The sequence below is a fragment of the Aggregatibacter segnis genome, assembly GCF_003130075.1.
GTDB classification, from domain to species: domain Bacteria; phylum Pseudomonadota; class Gammaproteobacteria; order Enterobacterales; family Pasteurellaceae; genus Aggregatibacter; species Aggregatibacter segnis_A.
The window spans coordinates 139,868-156,408 of sequence record NZ_NRCW01000001.1 but is presented as its reverse complement, the minus strand read 5'-3'; the positions used below and the strand labels follow the sequence as shown (position 1 = coordinate 156,408).

General features: G+C 43.8%; 15 protein-coding genes. 9 read left to right on the top strand and 6 right to left on the bottom strand.

From position 1 onward, the window contains the following. The first annotated feature begins 196 nt into the window (after window positions 1–196). The 3 genes from DK415_RS00825 to clpX all read left to right on the top strand — a co-directional run bounded on the left by DK415_RS00825 (window position 197) and on the right by clpX (window position 3,871). Window positions 197–1,804 carry a phosphoethanolamine transferase gene (locus tag DK415_RS00825; RefSeq protein WP_109432027.1) on the top strand — a complete coding sequence of 536 codons (1,608 nt, stop codon included), beginning with the start codon at window positions 197–199 and terminating at the stop codon, window positions 1,802–1,804. Window positions 1,805–2,029: 225 nt separating this feature from the next. Continuing rightward, a complete protein-coding gene (gene clpP / locus DK415_RS00820) occupies window positions 2,030–2,611 on the top strand; it encodes an ATP-dependent Clp endopeptidase proteolytic subunit ClpP (RefSeq protein ID WP_109432026.1) in 582 nt (193 codons plus the stop codon). A gap of 9 nt (window positions 2,612–2,620) precedes the next feature. After that, window positions 2,621–3,871, top strand: coding sequence for an ATP-dependent protease ATP-binding subunit ClpX (gene clpX / locus DK415_RS00815; protein ID WP_109432025.1), 1,251 nt, complete (start codon window positions 2,621–2,623; stop codon window positions 3,869–3,871). Between the two features lie 50 nt (window positions 3,872–3,921). Here clpX and DK415_RS00810 read toward each other — a convergent pair whose 3' ends face one another. From DK415_RS00810 to DK415_RS00800, 3 genes are all read right to left on the bottom strand, one after another. Beyond that, window positions 3,922–4,767, bottom strand: coding sequence for a DUF817 domain-containing protein (locus DK415_RS00810; protein ID WP_109432024.1), 846 nt, complete (start codon window positions 4,765–4,767; stop codon window positions 3,922–3,924). Window positions 4,768–4,838: 71 nt separating this feature from the next. Beyond that, window positions 4,839–6,998: a heavy metal translocating P-type ATPase gene (locus tag DK415_RS00805; protein WP_109432023.1), complete on the bottom strand. Its 2,160-nt coding sequence runs from the start codon at window positions 6,996–6,998 to the stop codon at window positions 4,839–4,841. A 108-nt stretch (window positions 6,999–7,106) separates the two neighbouring features. Beyond that, window positions 7,107–7,319 carry a heavy-metal-associated domain-containing protein gene (locus tag DK415_RS00800; protein WP_109432022.1) on the bottom strand — a complete coding sequence of 71 codons (213 nt, stop codon included), beginning with the start codon at window positions 7,317–7,319 and terminating at the stop codon, window positions 7,107–7,109. A 94-nt stretch (window positions 7,320–7,413) separates the two neighbouring features. Here DK415_RS00800 and DK415_RS00795 point away from each other — a divergent pair, with 94 nt between their 5' ends. Beyond that, window positions 7,414–7,800, top strand: a complete 387-nt coding sequence (locus DK415_RS00795) for a MerR family transcriptional regulator (RefSeq protein ID WP_109432021.1) — start codon at window positions 7,414–7,416, stop codon at window positions 7,798–7,800. Between the two features lie 71 nt (window positions 7,801–7,871). Here DK415_RS00795 and tsaA read toward each other — a convergent pair whose 3' ends face one another. Continuing rightward, a complete protein-coding gene (tsaA, locus tag DK415_RS00790; RefSeq protein WP_109432020.1) occupies window positions 7,872–8,609 on the bottom strand; it encodes a tRNA (N6-threonylcarbamoyladenosine(37)-N6)-methyltransferase TrmO in 738 nt (245 codons plus the stop codon). A gap of 110 nt (window positions 8,610–8,719) precedes the next feature. Between tsaA and DK415_RS00785 the strand changes: the two genes are divergently transcribed. The 3 genes from DK415_RS00785 to DK415_RS00775 all read left to right on the top strand — a co-directional run bounded on the left by DK415_RS00785 (window position 8,720) and on the right by DK415_RS00775 (window position 11,757). Further along, window positions 8,720–9,625, top strand: a complete 906-nt coding sequence (locus DK415_RS00785; protein WP_109432019.1) for a 1,4-dihydroxy-2-naphthoate polyprenyltransferase — start codon at window positions 8,720–8,722, stop codon at window positions 9,623–9,625. Window positions 9,626–9,674: 49 nt separating this feature from the next. Then, window positions 9,675–10,175, top strand: a complete 501-nt coding sequence (rraA, locus tag DK415_RS00780) for a ribonuclease E activity regulator RraA (RefSeq protein WP_109128135.1) — start codon at window positions 9,675–9,677, stop codon at window positions 10,173–10,175. A 190-nt stretch (window positions 10,176–10,365) separates the two neighbouring features. Beyond that, window positions 10,366–11,757, top strand: a complete 1,392-nt coding sequence (locus DK415_RS00775; protein ID WP_109432018.1) for a DASS family sodium-coupled anion symporter — start codon at window positions 10,366–10,368, stop codon at window positions 11,755–11,757. 65 nt (window positions 11,758–11,822) lie between these two features. On the opposite strand, the gene yjgA is transcribed toward DK415_RS00775, so the two are convergent. Then, window positions 11,823–12,356 (bottom strand): ribosome biogenesis factor YjgA, encoded by a 534-nt coding sequence (gene yjgA, locus DK415_RS00770; protein WP_109432017.1) that lies wholly within the window; start codon window positions 12,354–12,356, stop codon window positions 11,823–11,825. A 116-nt stretch (window positions 12,357–12,472) separates the two neighbouring features. Here yjgA and pmbA point away from each other — a divergent pair, with 116 nt between their 5' ends. Both pmbA and hpt read left to right on the top strand, forming a co-directional pair. Then, a complete protein-coding gene (pmbA, locus tag DK415_RS00765; protein WP_109432016.1) occupies window positions 12,473–13,834 on the top strand; it encodes a metalloprotease PmbA in 1,362 nt (453 codons plus the stop codon). A gap of 230 nt (window positions 13,835–14,064) precedes the next feature. Beyond that, on the top strand, window positions 14,065–14,604 hold the full coding sequence (hpt, locus tag DK415_RS00760) for a hypoxanthine phosphoribosyltransferase (RefSeq protein WP_109432015.1): 540 nt from the start codon (window positions 14,065–14,067) through the stop codon (window positions 14,602–14,604). 75 nt (window positions 14,605–14,679) lie between these two features. Here the strand turns inward: hpt and DK415_RS00755 are convergent, their stop codons facing one another. Beyond that, a complete protein-coding gene (locus DK415_RS00755; RefSeq protein WP_109432014.1) occupies window positions 14,680–16,482 on the bottom strand; it encodes a DEAD/DEAH box helicase in 1,803 nt (600 codons plus the stop codon). Window positions 16,483–16,541: the final 59 nt, after the last annotated feature.

Below are 16,541 nucleotides of genomic sequence, written 5' to 3'. Positions count from 1 at the left end.
TACTGCATCAATACCTTTTCAAAAATCGCCACATTATTAAAATTAATCCCCTTAAATGCAAATAAAAAAATCGCATCCCCCATAAGGAATGGTTATAACTTAATGTATTGAAACGAAAATACTTCATTTTGGGGAATAAAGGATCTAAAATTTCCGCCCTTAGAAAAGTACATGAAAAACACCCGTGGTACCTAAAATGAGTCAATTCAAAAAACACCATTTCATCAATAATGACATCACTTTTGCGTTGTTATTATTGATATTTTCCTTTCTTTCCCACATTGCCTTGGGGATTTTGGACAATTATCTGACTAATCTGGTGAGTATTTTTGCATTAGGTTCGCTGCTTTTCACCTTACGGAAACACAGCAAGATCTTATTTTTGATTGGCTTTCTTTTTATTTTCGCCCTCTCTCTCGGCTATCTTCCTTCCGGCTTATTATATGGCCCGGTGTCGATTGGGGTAATTGCCTCGGTTTATGAAACCAATTTCAGTGAAACCATCGGTTTTTTTAAAGCGATTCCGCTTTCTATTTATATTTTTACTTTTTTCTATCTTCTTTTATTTATCGTTATCTTATTGGTTCAAAGACATAAAACCTCAAATAAATCTCCGAAGAAAATCTATGCTGCCGTTTACCTTGGTCTTGTTGCCTTTTCACTTTATACGCCCATTGCAAAAGAAGTGGAAAATACGAATCCCGAAAAAGAATTCAAGCTCTCCGAATTTTTTAAAGCCTCAAACTTTTATCCGGTCAGCTTTATGTCTAACGCCATCAAAGTGAATAACACCTATTTAACGCAACGGGCATTATTAAATGATGCCTTAACCAAAACACCGGAATGGCAAATCCTTTCCGTGGAGCCAAAATATCAAAACTATGTCTTAGTAATCGGCGAAAGTATGCGACGGGATTACACATCCTTATACGGCTACCCACAAAAAACCACGCCATTTTTGGAACAAGTGAACGGCTTGATTTTCAATTTATATGTGGCTGCCGGCCCAAATACGCAACCGTCGTTGCAACGCACGCTGTATCGTTCCATTAATAACAATGAAGAAACGGTTTACACCGATAACATTATCTCGCTTGCCAAACTTGCCCATTACAAAACTTACTGGTTGTCCAACCAAGGCAAAGTCGGCGAATGGGACACCATGGCATCGCGTATCGGCATTCAAGCAGATGAATCGTTCTTTACCAAAAAAGGCGGGTATGATTCGGACAATATTGCCGATACGGCGTTATTAGCGCCGTTGAAACAACTTTTGGCGAAAGATAAAGATCAAACCAAATTAATCGTTTTACATTTAATTGGCTCGCATCCGACCTTTTGCGCCCATTTAAATGGCGAAGAACCCAAATTCCATTTAATTAGCCGAGAAATGTCGTGTTATTTAGATACGTTAAAACAAACGGACAGTTTATTGTCTGAGGTGAATCAAATTCTCAAAGACCAAGGCCAAAGCTATTCCGTCATTTATTTCTCGGATCATGGCTTGGCGCATTTAGGCGCAGGCAAAAATCTGTCTATGCTAAATAATAAGGAATATAAACAAAGTTATGCGGTGCCTTTTGTTCGTTTTTCCAGTGACGACACCAAAAGAACCCTTGTTAAAAACCCGCAAAGTGCTTTTAATTTTATTCACGGCTTTGCCCAATGGTTAGGCATTAAAGAAAGTCATTTAAGCCAGGAAGATTTTTTCAATCCGAAACCGCAGCCGATCAAAGTCTTTAACTGGCGAGCCTTGGTGGACTATCAGTCGTTAAAAGAGGATCCGGCAAAACAAGAACCGTAATAACAGGTTCCAACGACTAAAAGTGCGGTCATTTTTACAGATGAATGATCGCATTTTTATTTTTGCCGGAATAGCCATTCAGCAAACCCAATTTTTCAGGTAGAATAACCGCCGTTTTTTATGAAAGAATTTTGTTCTTGCGGCGCTGTTGGTTCGTCCAATATCAAAAAACTCCGTTTTTTCTGACCGCACTTTTCACCCTATCCTGACTAAATTGAGGAACATATGAGTGTAATTCCTATGGTCGTTGACCAAACTTCCCGCGGCGAACGCGCCTATGACATTTATTCCCGCTTACTGAAAGATCGCGTGATTTTCCTAAGCGGTGAAGTGGAAGACAACATGGCCAATCTTATTGTGGCACAATTGCTTTTCCTAGAATCAGAAGACCCCGATAAAGACATCAATTTATATATCAACTCACCGGGCGGTTCCGTCACTGCCGGCATGGCAATTTACGATACCATGCAATTCATCAAGCCCAATGTGCGCACCTTGTGCGTTGGACAAGCCTGTTCCATGGGTGCCTTTTTATTAGCCGGCGGCGCACCGGGCAAACGTGGTGCCTTGCCACATGCTCGCGTGATGATCCACCAACCGTTAGGCGGTTTCCGCGGACAAGCATCGGATATTCAAATTCATGCCCAAGAGATTTTAAAAATTAAGGGCACGTTAAACGAACGACTAGCATTCCACACCGGACAACCCATTGAAACCATCGAAAAAGACACTGACCGCGACAACTTTATGTCTGCCGAAGAAGCCAAAAACTACGGCTTGATCGATGAAGTGTTTACCAAACGTTAAGAGATAAACATGGCAAAAGATAAAGAATTACATTGTTCTTTCTGTGGCAAAGAACAAGACGAAGTCAATAAACTTATCGCCGGCACCTCCGGTTACATTTGTAATGAATGTATCGAATTGTGTCACGATATGTTGCTCAACGAAGAGCATGGCGAAGAAGCCGAAAGCGAAGACGCAGAAGAAATAAAAGAGCAGGAATTACCCACACCGCACAAAATCCGCGCCCATTTAGACGATTATGTTATCGGCCAAGATTACGCGAAAAAAGTGTTGGCAGTGGCGGTGTATAACCACTACAAACGCCTACGCACCAAACATCAAACCAATGATGTGGAATTGGGTAAAAGTAATATTTTACTTATCGGCCCGACCGGTAGCGGTAAAACCCTCTTAGCGGAAACCATGGCACGTATGTTAAACGTGCCTTTCGCCATGGCAGATGCCACCACCTTGACAGAAGCCGGTTACGTGGGCGAAGACGTGGAAAACGTGTTACAAAAATTACTGCAAAACTGCGATTACGACATCGAACGTGCGGAACAAGGCATTATCTATATCGACGAAATCGACAAAATCACCCGCAAATCGGAGAATCCATCCATCACCCGTGACGTTTCCGGCGAAGGGGTACAACAAGCCTTGTTAAAACTGATTGAAGGCACGGTTGCTTCCATTCCACCACAAGGCGGACGCAAGCACCCACAACAAGAAATGTTGCGCATCGATACATCGAAAATTCTGTTTATTTGCGGCGGTGCTTTTGCCGGCTTAGATAAAGTCATTGAAAAACGCACCAGCGTGGCCACTGCGATTGGTTTCGGCGCTGAAATCAAGAGCGAAAAAGACAAAGCCACGTTGACAGACTTGTTCAAACAGGTGGAGCCGGACGATTTAATGAAATACGGCTTAATCCCAGAATTTATCGGACGTTTACCGGTAGTTGCACCGTTAAGCGAATTAGACGAAGAAGCCCTTGTGCGTATTCTGACCGAACCGAAAAATGCCTTATGTAAACAATATCAAGCGCTATTTGGCTTAGAAAACGTGAAACTAGAATTCACTAAAGAAGCCTTAATCGCCATGGCGAAAAAAGCCCTTGCCCGCAAAACCGGCGCCCGCGGCTTACGCTCCATCATCGAAGGCGTCTTGCTCGACACCATGTACGACTTGCCTTCTTTAGAAGGATTAGAAAAAGTGGTGGTCAACGAAAGCGTCATCAACGACAACCAATCTCCGGAATTGATTTATTCCAACGAATAAAAAAGTGCGGTCAAAATTCATTGTATTTTTTGACCGCACTTTTTTCTTTCCTAATCCCGCGACACCCGAATCGTTTGCTTAATATGTTTGAGATTTGCCACGATGGTAAATGTCATGACGACCAATAACGCCCAAGCGCTCCACTTGCTCACGTGCACCAAAGACCAGGCACCGATTTGATTTGGATAGCGCCAAATGCCAATCAGCGTGCCGAGATTCTCCGCTAACCAAATAAAGAAACCAATCAACATAAAAGACAGTAACAAGGGCATGCGGCGAGGTTTATCATAAGGCGTGAAATATACTGCAGTGCGGGCGTAAAGCCCCAATGCGAACGCAGCCAAATACCACCGATAATCACCAATGTAATGATGGGTAAAAAAATTTAGATAAATGAGAACCGCGGTTAGTGTCGATAAAACATAGGGCGGATGACTGCGAATTTGCAAACTAAACAAACGCCACGCCTGAATGATATAACTGCCTACCGCGGCATACATAAATCCTGTGAACAAAGGCACGCCGAAGATTTTCGTGTAAGCAAAATCAGGATACGCCCAAGATTGAATGGAAGAGGAGGTTTTGAACAATTCCAAAGCAAAACCCACGAGGTGAAACAGGGTGATGGATTTGATTTCATCTAATGTTTCCAGCTTGAAATAAAACATCAGATATTGCACCGCTAAAGGAAAAATTAACAATAAATCGTAGCGGGGAATGCCGGCAATACCATTTTTCGGCATGAGGAACATGGCAATAAAAAACACACCGGCAAATAGACAGGCTCGGGCTTCTTTCAAACCGAAAAACCAGAACTCGACCCAAAAACGTTTGATTCCTTTCAACTGCGGATTAGGCTGATGATTCATCAGCCATAAATCGATTTTATTCAACATGTTATTCTTCTTATTGCATCACAAAATGTCGCTTATTATGCCCGAAGTTCCTCAAGTTGAATATGACTTGCCTATGTGATTTTCGCCTTTTTCAAGCGTAACGCATTGCTTAACACAGAAATCGAACTCATCGCCATCGCCGCGCCGGCAACTACCGGGCTGAGCAACCCCAATGCAGCTAACGGAATGCCCAACACGTTATAAATAAACGCAAAAAATAAATTTTGTTTAATGTTTTTTAGCGTCGCACGGGAAATCAGTAAGGCATCCACCAACTGATTGACAGAATGCTGCATCAGGGTTGCCGACGCACTGTGTTGCGCCACATCCGCGCCATCGTGCATGGCAAAGCTCACATTCGCCGCAGCCAATGCTGGCGCGTCATTCACCCCATCCCCCACCATGGCGACCACGTTACCATTTTCTTGGAGAAGTTTGACCGCACTTGCTTTATCGCGTGGCGACATATTGCCCTGCGCATGTTGAATCCCAAGCTGGTCAGCAATGTATTGCACTACGTTAGGATTATCGCCACTCATGATATACACATTGATATTATGTGCCTGCAAACGCTGGATCGCCTTTTGACTGTCCGGTTTTAAGGCGTCTGCTAAGGCAAACGCGGCAACGGGCTCATTGTTTACGGCAACTGCCACAATACTGGCGATCTGCCACACCGGATCAAGGTTGGTCGGTAAGGTCAAACCGCAATAGGCAGGTTTCCCCACTTTCACCGTGCCGATATGTTCAATCTCGCCTTGAATCCCCTGCCCCACATCGGCCTGAATATGTTGCACCGCAGGCAACGCCACATTTTTTGCCATCGCGGCTTGCACAAGGGCTTTTGCCAGCGGATGCGTCGCGCTCTGTTCAATGGCGGCCGCCAACGCATAAATTTCATCTTCAGAATAGACCGCACTTTGCGCCTGCCAAAAAGCGACCACTTGCGGCTTGCCTTCTGTGAGCGTGCCGGTTTTATCCAACACCACCGCGTTCACATGGGCGGATTCTTCCATAGCGGCAGCATCTTTGAACCAAATGCCCTGTTTCACTGCTTTGCCCATGCCCACCATGATCGCCGCCGGCGTCGCCAAACCCAACGCACAAGGGCAGGCAATCACTAACACAGCAACGCCGTGGATTAAAGCCGTGACCACATCTTGTTGAAGCCACCAAGTGAGTAAAAACGTCAGCAAGGCAATGCCTATTACCGTTGGCACAAACACTGCCGCCACTTTGTCGGCAAAACGGGCGATGGGCGCTTTGCTGCCTTGCGCCTCAGAAAGGGCATTCATCATATCGCCGAGCAACGTTTGGCTACCAAGCTGTTGCGAGCGATAAACCAAACTGCCATCCGTCACCATCGCCCCCGCCAACACATGACTGGTCGTTGTCTTCATTTCCGGCACGGATTCGCCGGTTAAATGGCTCTCATCACACCAGCCTGTGCCCTCTTCCACCATGCCATCCGCTGCAATCCGCTCACCTTGGTTGGCACGTAACAGTTCGCCCACTTGAATTTGATTTAACGGCACGGTTTGCCATTCGCCGTTACGTTGCACGCGTACTTGTTTTGGCGTCAGCTGTAACAATAAACCAAGGCTATTTAGGCTGTGCTTTTTGGTGCGATCTTCTAAGAATTTTCCCAAACTCACAAAGCCCAACACCATGACGGACGCCTCAAAATAAATATTTGCCGAGCCATGATCGTGGCTCATATGTGGCAGATAAAACAGCATAAAAATGGAATAAGCATAAATGGTGAGCGTGCCAAGGCTGACCAATACATCCATATTTGCTAAGCCACCTTTAATACTGCCCCAAGCACTTTTATAAAAGGGAATCGCCAAACCGAATTGCACAATCGTGGCTAACACCATTTGCCACATCGGTGGCAACATCCAATCATGCCGCCCCAGCATCATGCCGAGCATACCGATTAAAAACGGCACGTTAATTAGCCACAATAAAATCAACCGCCACGAGATGTTTTGCTCTTGCGGCAACTCTGCCTGTTCTTGCTTGAGCTGTGCCGTAAAACCGGTCTTTTGAATAATTTGGATCAGCTGTTCAACAGAAGTTTGCTTTTCATCAAAAGTAATCTGCGCTTCTTCACTGGCGAAATTCACGCCCGCCTGCTGCACAAAATCCTTTTTATTCAATACCTTTTCAATCCGACTGGCGCACGACTGGCACGTCATACCGCCAATTTGAATGGAGACTTTTTGCATCACATCCTCTTTTTATTTCCTTTCACAGAAAAGTGCGGTGGGTTTTCAACTTATTTTTACGCTATCAAACAAAGCTGTGTTTTCATGCCACCTTAACAAGTAGAAAAATTACGCTACTGCCGCATCAAACCCGGCATCTTCCACGGCTTCCACCAAGGCTGCCGGTTGCACTTTATTTTCATCAAAACTCACAACCGCTTGCGCTTTTTCCAAACTGACGTCAGCTTGTGCGACACCATCTAATTCACTCAATACGCGAGTCACGCTTTTCACACAACCACCACAGGTCATGCCATCAATTTTTAATGTTACGTTTTGCATCATTTGCTCCTTTAATCATTAAGTTAAACCTTGCCGATTTTTGTCGGTGAGATTACTATAAACCTTAACATTAGGTTAAGGTCAAACACTTTTTATGAATATCAGTCAAGCAGCCAAACTCACCGGCTTATCTGCTAAACAAATCCGTGATTACGAAAAACTCGGTTTACTCAACACCAACGCACGCACCCTTTCAGGCTATCGCTACTATGAAGAAAGCGATCTCGCCCGTTTGCGTTTTATCCGCCACTCACGAGACGTGGGCTTTTCCCTGCAACAAATCGCCCAATTACTTCAATTACAAGACAACCCGAATCGCAACAGCCGTGAAGTAAAACAACTTACGGCACAACATATCGAAACCCTCAATGCACAAATTCATGCACTACAAAAAATGGTATCTGAACTCCAACGTTGGCACGACAGCTGCCAAGGCAACGACTGCCCGGAATGCTCGATTTTGGCAGGGTTGAGTGAATAAGAAAGCGTGAAAAGTGCGGTGAGAATTTAAAATATTTTCTCATCAGAAATACACTTCAAAAAGTCCGCAGATTAATCTTTCTGATGATTTACTAAGGTTTCAATTTGCACGATTTCCGCCACATCCACACGCTCCGCTTTAATCCGCCATTTCACATTCAAGTCATACAACGAAATGCCGTAAAGGCGGTCGGTGGCTTTGCCTTGTTGGTAGGCAGGACGGGGATCTTGTTGGATCACCTCGGTAATAAAACGTTGTAAGTGCGGTCGGTTTTTGCTGTGTTTTTTGACCGCACTTTCCGCCTCCTCGGTAAATTCCACGCGTAGCAACGGTTTGGGCTCGCTTTGAGCGAAACCTGAAATTGCGTTAGGTTCACTGTCCGCGTAGGCAAGATAAGGTTTGATGTCGAGAATCGGTGTGCCGTCCACTAAATCTACGGCACCGAGATGTAACAACACCTTGCCGTTTTTACATTCTACGTGGCGCAATTCCACTTTGGATAAACCAAGAGGATTTGGGCGATGCGTAGAACGCGAGGCAAACACGCCAACCCGTTGATTGCCGCCTAAACGTGGCGGGCGCACGGTAGGATGCCATTTGCCTTGCGGGATTTGATCAAATTGAAAAATCAGCCAAAGGTGGCTGAATTGTTCTAAACCGCGGACGGTTTCCGCTTGGTTATAGGGCGGCAACAATTCGACAATGCCTGTGCCGTCCTGCACTAAATTAGGTTGACGCGGGACGGAAAATTTTTCTTTGTAAGGCGTGTGAATCACAGCCACGGGCTGCAATGTGAGAGAATCGGACATATTTTCCTTAAAACAGTTAAAATCTGCAAAATAACCTTGTAAAATGGCGCCTATTTTAGCTAAAAGTGCGGTAAAAAATCGCCTTATTCTTCGTTATTCGAGTAGACATTATGACAAAAAATACAATAAAAATGTGGATTGAAACAGCGCGTCCAAAAACCCTGCCGTTAGCCTTGGCAACCATTTTAACCGGTTCCGCGCTTGCCTATTGGGCGGGCAGTTTCCATTGGGGAATCACGGTGTTATGTTTACTCACCACGTTATTTCTGCAAATTCTCTCCAACTTCGCCAATGATTACGGTGATCATCAAAAAGGCTCCGACACGGCAGAACGTATCGGGCCATTACGCGGTATTCAGCAAGGCGCCATTTCTGCAGCACAACTGAAAAAAGGGCTTTATGTGATGATCGCCTTGAGTTTCCTTTGTGGTGCTCTCTTAATCGGTATTGCTTACCAAAATGTCAGTGATTTAATTGCGTTTTCCATGCTCGGCGTATTGGCCATTGTGGCAGCTATCACCTACACCGTGGGCAGCAAGCCTTACGGCTATTTGGGCTTAGGCGATATTTCCGTGTTAATTTTCTTTGGGCTATTGGGCATCGGCGGCACCTATTATCTTCAAGTACATGATTTCTCTGCCGTTATTTTACTTCCTGCCGTTGCCAGCGGATTACTTGCGACAGCGGTTTTAAATATCAATAACTTGCGTGATATTGAACAAGATCGCAAAGCAGGTAAAAACACCCTTGCCGTGCGCGTAGGGCCACATAATGGGCGGGTTTATCATTGCTTGCTGCTTTCCATAGCAGCGTTGTTTTATCTCTTGTTTGCCCTCATGAATTTGCGTAATCCGTTGAGTTTCGTCTTTTTGCTCACTTATCCGCTCTTGTTCAAACATGCTTATTTTGTTTTCTCTCATAAAGAGCCGGTAGCCTTGCGCCCGATGCTGGCGCAAATGTCGCTGATTGCATTACTTATCAATGGGCTATTTAGTTTTGGCTTGCTTCTAGGCTGAAACGGACTATACTAGCTCGCAGTATTCATCTTAAAAAATAGGGTCTTTTATGTACATTGATACTTCTGAACTTTGCGATATTTATCTCGATCAAGTCGATGTTGTCGAACCTGTTTTCTCAAGTTTCGGCGGGCTGAGTTCTTTTTATGGCAAAGTCACCACCGTAAAATGCTTTGAAAATAACGGATTAATAGCTGAAATTTTAGAAGAAAACGGTGAAGGACGCGTATTAGTCGTTGATGGCGGCGGTGCAGTACGTCGTGCATTAATTGATGCGGAACTCGCACAATTAGCGGCAGACAACCATTGGGAAGGCATCATCGTGTATGGTGCAGTTCGTCAAATCCAGCAGCTGGAAAATATCGATATCGGCATCCATGCTTTAGCCCCAATTCCGGTAGGCGCAGATGAAAACAACCACGGCGAAACCGATGTTCCGGTCAACTTTGGTGGCGTAACCTTCTTCCCGGAAGACTTTGTTTATGCAGATCTCACCGGCATTATTCTGTCACAAGAAGCCTTAGACCTCGCAGATTTCGAGCAAGACTAATCCTAGCTGCGTCATTATTATTCTAAAAGTGCGATGAAAATATAGAAAATTTTCACCGCACTTTTTTTGCGCGATGTCACAAATCCATAAAAAACTAATTGCTTTTTGTTAACAAAGTGTTAGTTTCCTTAGCATATTGCCTATTTTGGCAATATGTTGATCTTTGATTTTATTGACAGGAATTAAAATTATGAAAGACACAACTCAAAATCAAAGTAAGAATTATAGGAGTGCAATTATCTTTATCTTTGCCGTCGTTCTATTTTTTGTCTTACTCAATACACTACCTTTTGATAAAAACGCCAATAGTGGGTTGGCATTATTAGCTTTAGTGGCCATTTTATGGTTAACAGAAGCCTTACACGTCACCATCACTGCATTAATTGTTCCACTTCTCGCCATTTTCTTGGGATTAGTGAAAACAAGTACTGCGCTGGCCACCTTTGCTGATCCGAATATTTTCTTATTCTTCGGGGGCTTTGCTTTAGCGACAGCGCTTCATATTCAACAGTTAGATAAAATGATCGCCAACAAAATTATGGCTTTGGCGAAAGGCAATTTATTTGTCGCGATCATGTATTTATTCTCCGTTACTGCATTTTTGTCCATGTGGGTAAGTAACACAGCGACCGCAGCCATGATGTTACCCCTTGCCATGGGCGTGCTCAGCCGTTTAGATCGAAATTCAGAACATAACACCTATGTGTTTGTACTCTTAGGGATTGCGTATAGCGCCAGTATCGGCGGTATGGGAACCTTAGTGGGAAGCCCGCCAAACAACATCGTTGCAACGCAATTACACCTCACCTTCGCTGATTGGTTGTGGTATGGCTTGCCTATCATGATTATCTTAATGCCAATCATGATCGGCACACTTTATATTGTCTTCAAACCAAAACTCAATATTCGTTTTGACCAACAATTTGAAGCCATTCCAATGAATAAACAACGTTGGATCACCTTAGCCATCTTCGTCTTTATTGCATTGAGCTGGGTTTTCAGTAGCCAAATCAACCCGATTCTTGCAGGCGCATTAGGATTAGAAGGTAAAATTGCCAGTTTCGATAGCGTTATTGCTTTATCTGCCGCCGTTATCCTTTGTGTTGCCGGTGTAACAAACTGGAAACAAATTCAAGATAACACCGATTGGGGCGTATTAATGCTCTTCGGCGGCGGCTTAACCTTAAGTGCGGTATTAAAAAATTCCGGTGCAAGCAAAATCTTGGCTGACGGTATCGTATTCCTGATTGAAGGTGGTCACTTCTATCTCATCGGTTTATTGGTTGCTGCGTTCATTATTTTCTTAACGGAATTCACCTCCAATACCGCCAGTGCGGCGTTGTTAGTGCCGATTTTCATTTCTATCGCACAATCTCTTGGTATGCCGGAAATCGGTTTAGCCTTAATCATCGGTTTAGGTGCTTCCTGTGCCTTCATGTTGCCGGTGGCAACACCGCCGAATGCCATTGTGTTCGGTACAGGTGAAGTGAAACAAAGTGAAATGGTAAAAGCCGGTATTCTTTTGAATATCGTGTGTATCTTTGTTATCGCGACCTTCGGTTACTTCTTCTGGCTAAATTAATTCGTCCATAAAAAACAGCCCCTTAATAAATCGCTTATTAAGGGGCTGAATTATTTCACATCAGGTTAATCTTCCAACACAATTTCCTTCAAATACTGGAAAATTTCACGGTAAGCTTTTGCCGGTTTATTTTGTTCTTTTTCTTTACTCGCGGTACGAATCAAATTTCGCAGATGTTGTCGGTCTGCCTGCGGATAATCCGTTAGAAAATCCGTTAACGCATCGTCGCCTTTTGCCACCAATTCATCACGCAATAATTCCAATTTGTGCAACATCGCTTGCTGTTGCTGATGTTTGTTCTCCAATTTCTCCAACGCAGCCTGAATCGGTTCCACATCCATCCCGCGCAATAATTTACCGATATATTGCAGTTGGCGGCGACGTGCTTCTTTTTGCAGACGTTGCGCTAAATTTACCGCTTCCAATAAAGCATCTTCCAAAGGAATTTTATCTAATTTTGCCTTTGTCAGCTCAACCAGTTTTTCACCCAGTTTTTTTAATGCTTCCGCATCCCGTTTAATTTCACTTTTGCTGACCCAAATAATTTCTTCTTGCTCTTCGTCCTGCCAGTCAAAATCTTCTTTTTTACGTTTTGCCATCTTCTTTTCCATCGTTCTACTTAAAAGTGCGGTGCATTTTAGCACAGAATCCGTGGTTCGCCTTAAAAAGAAAAATACGCTAAAATTGGCGAAATTTCATTATTGAGAAAAGCACAATGCCACAAAAAACATCTGAAAATACCACCGCACTTTTGCGTCAACAAGAACAACAACTGCGCGATGCTGTTAGCCTTGCCATTGAAATTGCACAAAAAGCAGGCGCAACGGCCGAAGTGGGGGTAACTAAATCCGGCGGACTCTCCGTCTCCACCCGTTTACAGGAAATTGAAAACGTTGAATTTAACAACGATGGCGCACTAGGTATTTCCGTCTATGTAGGACAGCAAAAAGGCAATGCTTCCACCTCCGATTTAACACCGGAAGCCATCAAAAATACCGTAGAAGCGGCTCTTGCTATTGCCAAATACACTTCACCGGATGATTGTGCAGGATTAGCCGATAAAGAATTGATGGCATTTGATGCGCCGGATTTGGATTTGTATCACGCTGCTGAAATTGACGTTGATAAAGCGGTGCAACTTGCTTTGGATACCGAAAAAGCAGCCTTAGAACACGATGAACGCATCGTCAACAGTGAAGGTGCTTCTTTCAACGCCCATACCGGTGTGCGCGTTTATGGCAACAGCCACGGCATATTACAAAGCTATTTATCCAGCCGCTATTCGCTTTCTTGCTCGGTCATTGCCGAACATCAAGACCAGTTAGAACGGGATTATGAATACACGGTGGCTCGTGATATTAATCAATTAGCCCAACCAAATTGGGTCGGTGAAAATGCAGCGCAAAAAGCCATTGCACGCTTACAACCGCAAAAACTTGACACACAAGAGACACCCGTCATTTTCTTAAACGATGTCGCAACCGGCTTAATCAGCCATTTAGCCGCCGCCATCAGTGGAGGGAGTTTATACCGCAAAGCCAGCTTTTTATTGGATCACTTAGGAAAACAAGTATTGCCTGATTGGTTTGAGATCACTGAAAGACCTCACTTGCTCCGTCAATTAGCGTCAACCCCATTTGATAGTGAAGGGGTTAGAACGCAGGACATGGAGATTATTCGCAACGGGATTTTACAAACCTATTTGCTCACCAGTTACAGTGGACGCAAGCTCGGCATGCAAAGCACAGGACACGCCGGCGGTATTCACAATTGGCTGGTCAAACCAAATTCATCCGGAAAACTGACCGCACTTTTACGCCAAATGAATCGCGGTTTACTCGTAACAGAAGTGATGGGACAAGGCGTGAATCTAGTTACCGGTGATTATTCACGAGGTGCAGCCGGTTTTTGGGTAGAAAACGGTGAAATTCAATATCCGGTTGCAGAAATTACTATCGCAGGACAATTACCGGACATGTTACGTAATATTGTTGCCGTGGCTGATGATATTGAACATCGCTCCAATATTCAGATAGGTTCCGTTTTATTAGAAAAAATGAAAATTTCCGGTAATTAAAATAAATGAGAATAATTCTTATTGACAACAATAAAAACTCTGCTAACATAAGCCGCATCTGTTAAGTATTGCAATGAAGATGAATGGTTGTTATTGGAAGTCTGCATAGCACGCCAAACAGGTAGAGTAGAAAGTAAATTCGTTAGGGTACTTAAAAAGACTGAAGTTTAAACTTCAGTCTTTTTTTTGTTAGAATAGCGCCCTCATCATCTGCCAAAGGTAACCTTGAAATGAAAAAACACCACGTCGATATTCTTATTTCCGAACAAGAAGTTCGTTCCCGTATTGCTGAACTCGGCAAAGAAATCACCGCATTCTATCAACAAAAGAAAGTTAATCGCCTTGTGGTAATAGGCTTGTTGCGTGGTTCCTTTATGTTTATGGCGGATTTAGTACGCGAATTGCATTTGCCAGTGGAAATCGAATTTATGACCACATCAAGCTACGGTAGCGGCATGACAACTAACCACGATGTTCGCATTACAAAAGATATTGAAAGCGACATTCGCGATAGAGACGTGCTGATCGTAGAAGATATTATTGACACAGGCTACACCCTAGAAAAAGTGCGTGAAGTTCTCAATTTACGCGATCCCGCCTCGTTGACAATTTGTACTTTGTTGGACAAACCATCTCGTCGTGAAGTGAATGTACCAGTAGACTGGGTTGGCTTCACCATCCCTGATGAATTCGTGGTGGGCTATGGCATTGACTATGCACAACAACATCGCAACCTTGGCTATATCGGCAAAGTCATTTTAGAAGAATAAGAAAAACGGCCTATCACATGATAAGCCGTCAATTTATCTCAAAAAACGACCGCACTTTACGTGCGGTCTTCCTTTTTATTTTCTAAACTCACGTTTCTCTTTAAAAGTGCGGTGAGATTTTTCTTTAAATTTACGATCGCCTTTGAAACCTTTGTCTTCAAAACGACTGCCACGGCGTTTTCCGCCAAAATTATCACCGCTACGCTCGCCTTTGGCTTCGCCGATAAAGGACATACGCATTTGTTTATTCAACACACGCGTTTTCGCAAATTGTTGTAACAATTCTTTCGGCATACCTTGTGGCAATTCAATGGTGGAATAATCATCATACAACTTGATGTGACCGATATAGCGACTATTAATATCGCCTTCATTCGCAATAGCACCAACAATATGGCGAACTTCCACGCCATCTCCGCGGCCCACTTCAATACGATATAAATCCATTGGTTGTGGATTGCCATAGCCTTTACGTTCACCACGGCGTTCTGCTGAACGAGGATTCTCACGACGCTCACCACGCTCATTACGATCACGACGTGCTTTTTTATCCACCACCGGATCCGGTGGAAGAATCAGTTTTTGTTTACCTTGCAACAACATCATCATAGCGGCAGCAATATCTTCTTGAGATTGATCGGCAGTAAACATATCTTCCAACAATTCACGATAAAGCTCTAAATCATGATGTTCCAACTGCGTGGTAATTTTATCTTTGAATTTCTTACGACGGCAGGCTTGTAAAACTTCATGATTCGGCAATTCCACCTCTTCAATATTTTTCTTGATAAGGTGTTCAACATTACGCAACAAACGACGTTCGCGCGGTTCAACGAACAATAACGCACGACCGGAACGTCCTGCACGGCCGGTACGACCGATACGGTGTACATAAGATTCAGCATCAAGTGGAATATCATAATTCACCACAAGACTGATACGCTCAATATCAATACCACGTGCCGCGACGTCTGTCGCCACAACGATATCTAAGCTGCCACTACGCAAACGATCTAAGGTTTGTTCACGTAATTGCTGTGTCATATCTCCATTTAATGCCGCCGCACGGAAACCGTGTTTTTCTAATAATTCCGTTACGTCTAACGTGCCGGTTTTGGTACGGGTGAAAATAATCGCCGCATCAAAATTTTCCACTTCCAAGAAACGTAACAAGGCATCATTTTTACGGAAGCCATGAACATACCAACAACTTTGCGCAATATCCGGCGCACTTTGTTGGGTCGCTTTAATTTTGACTTCTTGCGGATCTTTCATAAAGCGTTTGGTGATTCGGCGAATCGGCTCCGGCATGGTGGCAGAGAAAAGTGCGGTTTGATGATGTTCAGGTAATTCGGCCATCACGGTTTCCACATCATCAATAAAGCCCATGCGCAACATTTCATCCGCTTCGTCTAACACGATCGCTTTAAGTTCAGCAAGGCTTAAGGTGCCACGACGTAGGTGGTCCAAAATACGTCCCGGTGTCCCCACCACAACTTGCGCCCCTTGTTTTAACGCACGTAATTGGATGTCATAACGTTGGCCACCATATAAAGTCACAATATTAATACCTTTGGCATATTTCACGAATTGCTCACATGCATCTGCAACTTGAATAGCTAATTCACGGGTCGGTGCCATCACTAATAATTGCGGGTGTTTTTCAGTTGGATCGATTTGCGCCAAAATTGGCAAAGAGAAAGCTGCTGTTTTCCCACTACCGGTTTGTGCCATGCCCAGTACATCACGGCCTTCTAATAAGTGCGGTATGCAAATTTGTTGAATTGGAGAAGGTGTTTCAAAACCAAGATCGGAAACAGCATTAAGGATGAATTCAGGCAAGCCTAAATCCTTGAAAGTCATTTTAGTTTCAGTCATTAAAAATACTCGAATGTATAAAAAGAAAGCTCAATAGACGCTTTCAGGTTAATCACAAT